Consider the following 8,050-nt stretch of genomic DNA (forward strand, 5'->3'; position numbering starts at 1 on the left):
GGCGCCGGGCGGGCCCGGAGGTCCCGCGGCGGAGCGCCCGGTGGAACTCCCGGCGGAGCGCCCGGCGGAGCGCCCGGCGGCGCGGCGGCGGACGGTGCGTCAGAAGAGCGGTACCGCACCGAAGAAGACCGGCTCCGATCTGGTGACCGCGTCATGACGAAGCGTGCCGGACGGCCGGCGGCCGCGCCAGGGGCGGTAGTTACCCGTGATAACGATTCCGATTCGGAATGGTTGTCGAACGGTATGACGGGGGACTGTCCTTGGCTGGCTCCATAGGATCTCCCCGTACTCACAAGGCACTTGAGTAGCAGGCGGGACAATCCCCACACGCGTACCGGGCGCGAGGGTCTCGCCCGGAGGGGAAATAAGTGTTTTCTGCTTCTTCAGCGACCGCTTCGTCATCCAGGGCGACGGCCCCGACCGCACGGCGCGGACGCATAGCCAGGCTGGCCGCTTCCGCGATGGCGTCCGGCCTGGTCGTGGCCGGAGCCCTCGCCGGCGCCGGCAGCGCGACGGCCGACGAGGTGCCCGCTCACCAGGGCGGGGCCACCGCCGTACTGGACGGGCTGAAGACCTTCGACACCGCCTACGTCCACGCGGACGGCGAGAAGGACGACAAGGTGTCCGCGGGTCTGTTCGAGATGAACGTCGACGGCGGCGGCAAGCTCAAGACGTACTGCATCGACATCCACAACCACACCCAGGACCGGGCGAAGTACCTGGAGACCCCCTGGGGCCAGACCTCGCTCGGCAGCAACAAGGACGCGGGCAAGATCCTCTGGATCCTGCAGCACTCCTTCCCGCAGGTGAACGACCTCTCGCAGCTCGCCAAGGCGGCCGGCACCGGGACGCTCACCGACGAGACCGCGGCGGCCGGCACCCAGGTCGCCATCTGGCGGTTCTCCGACCACGTCGACGTCACCGCCGCCGACGAGCAGGCGGAGAAGCTCGCGGACTGGCTGGAGAAGTCCGCCACCGTCATCGCCGAGCCCAAGGCGTCCCTCACGCTCGACCCGGTCGCGGTCTCCGGCCGCTCCGGCGAGCGCGTCGGCCCGGTCACCGTCCGCACCAACGCGGCCCAGGCCACGGTGACCCCGCCGGCGGACCTCGCCAGCGGCGTGAAGGTCACCGACAAGGCGGGCAAGCCCGTCACCACGGCGTCCGACGGCGACCAGCTCTACTTCGACGTGCCCGCCGGCTCCGATGAGGGCACCGCCGCGCTGGCCATCCAGGCGGCCACGTCCGTCCCGGTCGGCCGCGCCTTCGCCGGCGTCACCAAGAGCCAGACCCAGATCCTGGCCGGTTCCAGCGAGTCGACGGTCTCCGCGTCCGCCACCGCCACCTGGGCCAAGCAGGGCGCGATCCCGACGGCCACCGCCGAGAAGAACTGCGCCAAGGGCGGCGTCGACATCACCGTCGGGAACAAGGGTGACGAGGCGTTCACCTTCCAGCTCGACGGCAAGGAGAACACCGTCGAGGCCGGCAAGACCGTGACCGTCACCGTGCCCGTCGCCGAGGACCAGGCGTACGACGTCACGGTCACCGGCCCGGGCGGCTTCTCGAAGACCTTCAAGGGCGTCCTGGACTGCAAGACCACCAGCAGCGGCACCGGCGGCGCCGGTGGCACGGACACCCAGACCGGTGGTGAGCCCACTCCGGCCACCGCCACGGCCGGCGGCAGCACCTCGGGCGGCGACGACACCAACCTCGCCGAGACCGGCAGCTCCAGCGCCACCCCGATGATCGCGGGCATCGCCATCGCCCTGGTCGTCGTCGGCGGCGGCGCGGTCGTCCTCCTGCGCCGCAAGGGCCGCACCGCCAGTGAGTGACCAGCGGTAGCACACCGTCACACGCACTGATCAAGGCCCCGGCGGGCTTCGGCCCGCCGGGGCCTTCGCGCATCCCGCCGCCCGCCCCCGCGTACCGCGACCCGGGACCGCGCGTATCGCGCACCGGACCGGTTTCCGTCAAGAGGCGGCCGTCAGGCAAGATGGGGTGTATCTGCCCACACATCGATCGCCGGACGGTTTCTCTTGGCTGAGTACATCTACACCATGCGCAAGACGCGCAAAGCGCACGGCGACAAGGTGATTCTCGATGACGTCAATCTGAACTTCCTGCCCGGCGCGAAGATCGGTGTCGTGGGGCCCAACGGCGCCGGTAAGTCCACGGTGCTGAAGATCATGGCGGGCCTGGAGCAGCCGTCCAACGGGGACGCGTTCCTGTCCCCCGGCTTCAGCGTCGGCATCCTCATGCAGGAGCCGGAGCTGGACGAGAACAAGACCGTCCTGGAGAACGTGCAGGACGGCGCCGCCGAGACCATGGGCAAGCTCAAGCGGTTCAACGAGGTCGCCGAGCTGATGGCGACCGACTACTCCGACGCGCTCATGGACGAGATGGGCAAGCTCCAGGAGGACCTGGACCACGCCAACGCCTGGGACCTGGACGCCCAGCTGGAGCAGGCCATGGACGCCCTGGGCTGCCCGCCCGGCGACTGGCCCGTCGTCAACCTCTCCGGTGGTGAGAAGCGCCGCGTCGCGCTCTGCAAGCTCCTCATCGAGGCGCCCGACCTGCTGCTCCTCGACGAGCCCACCAACCACCTCGACGCCGAGTCGGTGAACTGGCTGGAGCAGCACCTCTCCAAGTACGCGGGCGCCGTCGTGGCCGTCACCCACGACCGCTACTTCCTCAACAACGTCGCCGAGTGGATCCTCGAACTGGACCGCGGCCGCGCGCTCCCGTACGAGGGCAACTACTCCACGTACCTCGACAAGAAGGCCGCCCGCCTCAAGGTCGAGGGCCGCAAGGACGAGAAGCGCCAGAAGCGGCTCAAGGAAGAGCTGGAGTGGGTGCGGTCCAACGCCAAGGGGCGCCAGACCAAGTCCAAGGCCCGTCTCGCCCGGTACGAGGAGATGGCCGCCGAGGCGGACAAGATGCGGAAGCTGGACTTCGAGGAGATCCAGATCCCGCCGGGGCCGCGTCTCGGGTCCATCGTGGTCGAGGTCGAGAACCTGTCGAAGGCGTTCGGCGACAAGGTGCTCATCGACGACCTGTCGTTCACGCTGCCGCGCAACGGCATCGTCGGCGTCATCGGCCCGAACGGTGCCGGCAAGACCACGCTGTTCAAGATGATCCAGGGCCTGGAGACGCCGGACAGCGGCTCCATCAAGGTCGGCGAGACCGTCAAGATCAGCTACGTCGACCAGTCCCGCGCCAACATCGACCCGAAGAAGACCCTCTGGGCCGTCGTCTCGGACGAGCTGGACTACATCAACGTCGGCCAGGTCGAGATGCCCTCGCGGGCGTACGTCTCCGCGTTCGGCTTCAAGGGCCCGGACCAGCAGAAGCCGGCCGGGGTCCTCTCCGGTGGTGAGCGCAACCGCCTCAACCTGGCGCTGACGCTCAAGGAGGGCGGCAACCTGCTGCTCCTCGACGAGCCCACCAACGACCTCGACGTCGAGACCCTGTCCTCGCTGGAGAACGCCCTGCTGGAGTTCCCCGGCGCGGCCGTGGTCATCTCCCACGACCGCTGGTTCCTGGACCGCGTCGCCACGCACATCCTGGCGTACGAGGGCGACTCCAAGTGGTACTGGTTCGAGGGCAACTTCGAGTCGTACGAGAAGAACAAGATCGACCGGCTCGGCGCCGACGCGGCCCGCCCGCACCGCGCCACGTACAAGAAGCTCACGCGAGGCTGATCGTCTTGGCTCGTCACATCTACAGCTGCCCGCTGCGCTGGTCGGACATGGACGCCTTCGGCCACGTCAACAACGTGGTCTTCCTCCGCTATCTGGAGGAGGCGCGGATCGACTTCATGTTCCGGCTGGCGCCGGGGGACGGTTCGCCGTCCTTCGCGGGCGGTTCCGTCGTGGCGCGGCACGAGATCGACTATGTGCGGCCCCTGGTCCACCGGCACCGGCCGGTGACCGTCGAGTCCTGGGTGACGAAGATAGGCGCCGCGTCCCTGACGATCGCCTACGAGATCAAGGACCCGGACCAGGTCTACGTGCGTGCCTCGACCGTCGTCGTGCCGTACAACCTGGCCGAGGAGCGCCCCCGGAGGATCTCCGCGGAGGAGAAGCTGTTCCTCCAGGAGTACCTGGCCGAGGAGCCCGCCGCGGTATGACCGTGTCCGTACAGTCGCTGCGGTTCGCCGACGCGAGGGAGGCCGCCGATCTCGGCGCCTTCCTCGGGCGGCTGCTCCACTACGACCGCGCCGCCGCCGTACGCCTCCAGGCGGGCGGCGGCGGCGCGGTCGCCGTGTTCGGCAGGCCCCCGTCCTTCGACGTGCTGGCGATCCGCACGGCCCGGCTCGCCGACGCGTGCGACCTCGACGTCACCGTGTCGGCCGGCGACCTCCTGGAAGCCCTGCCGGACGGAGGGGCGGACGCCGCCGCCCTGCCCGCCCCGGTCACCGGCCCGCCCTGGGCCGGCGTCCTCCCCCCGCGCGGCGGCTGGCGGGAGCGGCCCGGGCTGCCCGGGCCCGTCGCCCTGCGCGACGCGCTGACCGCCGCCGTCACCGAGTTCCGGACCCGTGACGAGGCCCTGCCCGAGGACCGGCGCACCCGTACCGAGCGGGACCGCATCGGCCACGACATCTGGTCGCGCACCCTCGCGGACACCGAACTCCCGCTCCGCGCGGTGCACGCCGCGCAGTCCCTCGGCTTCCTGCGCGCCGACCCCGCCTTCCCAGTCGCCCTCCTGACGGCCGGCAGCTGGCTGCGCCTGCGCACCCCGTACGGCTCCGTCGCCCTGCGCCGGGCCGGCGCGGCGGGCGGTCTGGGGAACCTCGCGGTCTCCGTGAACGGCTGACGCGACCGGCGCGGTCCTACGCGGTGAGAGCCGCCCGGCTCACCACCGCATCCGCACGTCCTCCGCCCACCCCAGCAGGCGCTCCACCGCGATCCGCGTCCCGTCGTCCGCGCGGACCGTGCCGTCGTAGTGGCCGAACAGCTGGTCGGTGCGGTTGGCCAGCACCCCCGCCTCGGTGCGGACGCGGCGGTTGTGGAACGGGGTGAACGTGAGGTCGACCTGGCCGGTCAGGGGGGTGCGGATCGTCCACGGGCGGAGCGGCTCCGATGCGGACCAGCGCCAGTCCAGCTCCTCGCCGATCTTGCTGAGCCGGCCGTCCACGCAGAGCGCGTTCTCCGTGGAGCCGGTGCCCAGCGTCCACTGCCCGCCGAGCTGGACGCCCAGGGTGTGCCCGTCGGTGCGGCCGGACGCGGCGCCCCAGTTCCAGTGGACCGAGCGCGGCCAGCGGCCCCGGCCGTGGTCCAGGACGGCCCAGGTGTCGTCCCCGTCGAAGTCCAGGAACTCGCCCCCGACCCTGACCCGGCCGGAGGCGGGCAGCGCGGTCTGCTTGGAGGTGTACTGGAAGCGCCGGCTGCTCCACGGGACGACCACGGAGAGCGATTCGTGGCCCTCCGGCCGGGCGACCAGGAGGTCCACCTCCACCGGCACCCGCTCCGGGGTCAGGCAGCGGGCCCGCAGCCGGGTGCCGCCGGGCTCGTCGCGGATCTCCACGCGCACCTTGCCGCCTGTCGGGCGGGCCGGGCCCGTCACCACGTCCGGGGCGCCGGGGGAGCCGGCCACCGTGTCGGGAAGGCCCGCGCCGGGACCGCCCGGGACGATCGCCGTGCGTTCCAGTTCAAGGCCGCCGGGCGCGTACTCCAGCAGGTAGACGCTGTTCAGGGCGAGGAAGTCCAGATCGCTGACGGTCAGGGCCACCAGGTGGGTGGGCGTCGTGACGCACCAGTACTCCCACCGCTTCGTGCGGCCCCAGCCGCGCAGGTTGGCGCGGTGCAGCGGGGTCCGCGACCAGCCGACCGCCGCCGGGTCGAGGCGGCCGTCGGGCAGGCACAGGTCGACCGGCTCGGTGATCTCGCGTTCGAACGTCGTCATGGCCGGATCCTAACGGCCGGTCACACGGCGTCCGGGGCTGGTCACCCGCCCTTCGGGCCGTCCGGCCACACCCCGATGTGGTCCGGCTCCAGCTCCAGCATCACCCGGTGCTCCATGCCCAGCGCCTCGGTGTAGTCGGCGGGCAGCTGGAGCCGGCCGGCGCGGTCGAGCATCGCGTACTCGCGGGCGACCTGGGACTCCTGGCCGGTCGCCGCGTCGACCTCGGTGCGGCGCAGCACCTCGAAGGAGGTACGGCCGTCGCGGATCGCGACCGTACGCCGTACCTCGTTGGCGACCGCCTGGTCGTGGGTGACGATCACGATCGTCGTGCCCAGCTCCTCGTTGGCACGGCGGAACGCGGCGAAGACCTGCTCGCCGGTCGCCGAGTCGAGTTCGCCGGTCGGCTCGTCGGCGAGCAGCACCGAGGGGGAGTTGGCGAGTGAGACGGCGATGGCCACCCGCTGCTGCTGGCCGCCCGACATCTGCTGCGGGCGCCGGTCGCGGCAGTCCTCGACCTCCAGCATCTTCAGCAGCGCCTCGGCGCGAGCGGCCCGTTCGCGGCCCCGTCCCCGGCCGCGCAGCTGCATGGGCAGGGTGACGTTCTGGATCGCCGTGAGATACGGCAGCAGGTTGCGGGAGGTCTGCTGCCAGACGAAGCCGACGACGTCCCGGCGGTAGCGGAGGCGTTCCTTCTGCCCCATGGACAGCAGGTCGCAGCCCGCCACCTTCGCCGCCCCGGCCGTCGGCTCGTCCAGACCGGCCAGGATGTTCATCAGCGTCGACTTGCCGCTGCCGGAGGCGCCGACCAGTGCCAGCAACTCGCCCTCCTCCACCAGCAGATCGAGCCCCTGGAGGGCCTGCACCTCCACCCCGTCGGTGGTGAAGATGCGCACCAGCCGGTCGCAGGCGATCAGCGCGTCGTGCCCGTAGGAGGGCCGGTCTCGCCGGGCGGTGGCCCGCTGTTCGAGCTCCGCCAGCGTGGAATCGGTCGACGGCGTCGTCATCGGGAGTCTCCTGCCCTGAGTTCGGTGATCGATCCGCGGCGGCCGGCCCACCACGCCTGCGCACCGGCCACCGCCCCGGTCAGCACGATGACGCCGAGCGCCGGGAGGACCAGTGACCACGGGTCGGTGCGCAGCGACACGGTGTCCAGCGGGCCGGTGCCGGGGCCGGACGAGAGAGCCAGGCGTACGAGGTCGACCCCCGGCGCCAGCAGGGCGATGGTCGCCCAGCCGACGAGGAGCCCGCCGCCGGCCGCGAGCAGCGCCTGCGGCAGGGCCTCGAAGCCCAGGAGCCTGCCGCCCTGCCGGGAGGTCAGGCCCATGGTGCGCAGCCGGGCCAGCAGCGTGGTGCGCTCGGGCGCGGTCTGGAGCAGCGACAGCAGGACGGCGAGCAGGGCGTATCCGGCGCCGGCGATGATCGCCGCCAGGTAGATCCGCTCCGCTCCCGACTGCATCGGGGTGTCGACGTACGCGGCCCGCTCCTCGGAGCGCAGCTGTACGGATGCCTTCCCGTCCGAGTGCCGGGCCGCCGCGCGCAGTTCCTTCGCGTCCAGCCCGGATCCGGTCAGCAGCAGTGCCGTGGTCTGCCGGTGGGTGAGCGCGGCGGCGTCCACGACGATGAAGGAGCTGCCCTCCACGGCGGGCGTACGGGTGAGGGTGGCGGCGGCCCTCACCTTGAAGTTCCCGGCCAGTGACCGGAGGTCGAGCGGCCGGTCGCCGAGGCGTGCGGCGACGGACGGCGAGACGAGGGCCGGCACCACCCGGTCCTCGTCCGGCCGCGACCCCTCGCGGACCGCCGCGCCCTTCGCCCGCAGCCGGTCCGCGGAGAACGGGCCGAGCCCGGTGGAGCGGGCCAGCGCGGCGTACGCGGCGGGGTCGACGCCGATCAGGGTCGTGCTCCTGGCGTCCTGGACGCCGTCACCCGTGTCGGGCAGGTCCACGCCGTACTCGACCTGGACCCGGACCGAAGCACGTACCCCTTCGGCCTTCTCCACCGCGCGGACCAGCCCGGCCGGCAGCGGCATGGAGTCGGCCTCGCCGGTGACGCGGGCGTCCGCGCCGACGGCCCGGACCGCGGCGTCGTCGCGGGCGTCCGCGACCCCCGCCAGCACCGAACCGCCGAACGCGGCCGTGCTCAGCGCGACCAG

At 72.0% G+C, this 8,050-nt stretch carries 7 protein-coding genes; 4 read left to right on the plus strand and 3 right to left on the minus strand.

Annotated features, from left to right (window positions below):
- The first annotated feature begins 368 nt into the window (after nt 1-368).
- The 4 genes from G3I41_RS15375 (at nt 369) to G3I41_RS15390 (ending at nt 4,812) form a co-directional block, all read left to right on the plus strand.
- Entirely contained in the window at nt 369-1,829 is a 1,461-nt protein-coding gene (locus tag G3I41_RS15375) for an LAETG motif-containing sortase-dependent surface protein (protein WP_343242134.1), read from the plus strand.
- Nucleotides 1,830-2,033: 204 nt separating this feature from the next.
- Nucleotides 2,034-3,698 (plus strand): energy-dependent translational throttle protein EttA, encoded by a 1,665-nt coding sequence (ettA, locus tag G3I41_RS15380; protein WP_164400771.1) that lies wholly within the window; start codon nt 2,034-2,036, stop codon nt 3,696-3,698.
- 5 nt (nt 3,699-3,703) lie between these two features.
- Nucleotides 3,704-4,126, plus strand: a complete 423-nt coding sequence (locus G3I41_RS15385; protein WP_164400772.1) for a thioesterase family protein — start codon at nt 3,704-3,706, stop codon at nt 4,124-4,126.
- Complete coding sequence (locus G3I41_RS15390) at nt 4,123-4,812, plus strand: hypothetical protein (protein ID WP_164400773.1); 690 nt, start codon at nt 4,123-4,125, stop codon at nt 4,810-4,812. The genes G3I41_RS15385 and G3I41_RS15390 overlap by 4 nt, the downstream gene beginning before the upstream one ends.
- Nucleotides 4,813-4,851: 39 nt before the next feature.
- Here the strand turns inward: G3I41_RS15390 and G3I41_RS15395 are convergent, their stop codons facing one another.
- The 3 genes from G3I41_RS15395 to G3I41_RS15405 form a co-directional block, all read right to left on the minus strand.
- Nucleotides 4,852-5,901 carry a DUF2804 domain-containing protein gene (locus G3I41_RS15395; protein WP_164400774.1) on the minus strand — a complete coding sequence of 350 codons (1,050 nt, stop codon included), beginning with the start codon at nt 5,899-5,901 and terminating at the stop codon, nt 4,852-4,854.
- Nucleotides 5,902-5,942: 41 nt separating this feature from the next.
- Nucleotides 5,943-6,905, minus strand: a complete 963-nt coding sequence (locus G3I41_RS15400) for an ABC transporter ATP-binding protein (RefSeq protein WP_164400775.1) — start codon at nt 6,903-6,905, stop codon at nt 5,943-5,945.
- On the minus strand, nt 6,902-8,050 hold a 1,149-nt coding region (locus tag G3I41_RS15405), incomplete at its 5' end, for an FtsX-like permease family protein (protein WP_343242135.1). The genes G3I41_RS15405 and G3I41_RS15400, both read right to left, overlap by 4 nt.

Source organism: Streptomyces sp. SID9727, assembly GCF_010550605.1.
In the GTDB taxonomy this organism is placed as follows: domain Bacteria; phylum Actinomycetota; class Actinomycetes; order Streptomycetales; family Streptomycetaceae; genus Streptomyces.

What these genes read in the sequence shown, in the direction of transcription:
- G3I41_RS15390 (WP_164400773.1), top strand. Translation starts at nt 4,123, where the DNA reads ATGACCGTGTCCGTACAGTCGCTGCGGTTCGCCGACGCGAGGGAGGCC.
- G3I41_RS15395 (WP_164400774.1), bottom strand. Translation starts at nt 5,901, where the DNA reads ATGACGACGTTCGAACGCGAGATCACCGAGCCGGTCGACCTGTGCCTG.
- G3I41_RS15400 (WP_164400775.1), bottom strand. Translation starts at nt 6,905, where the DNA reads ATGACGACGCCGTCGACCGATTCCACGCTGGCGGAGCTCGAACAGCGG.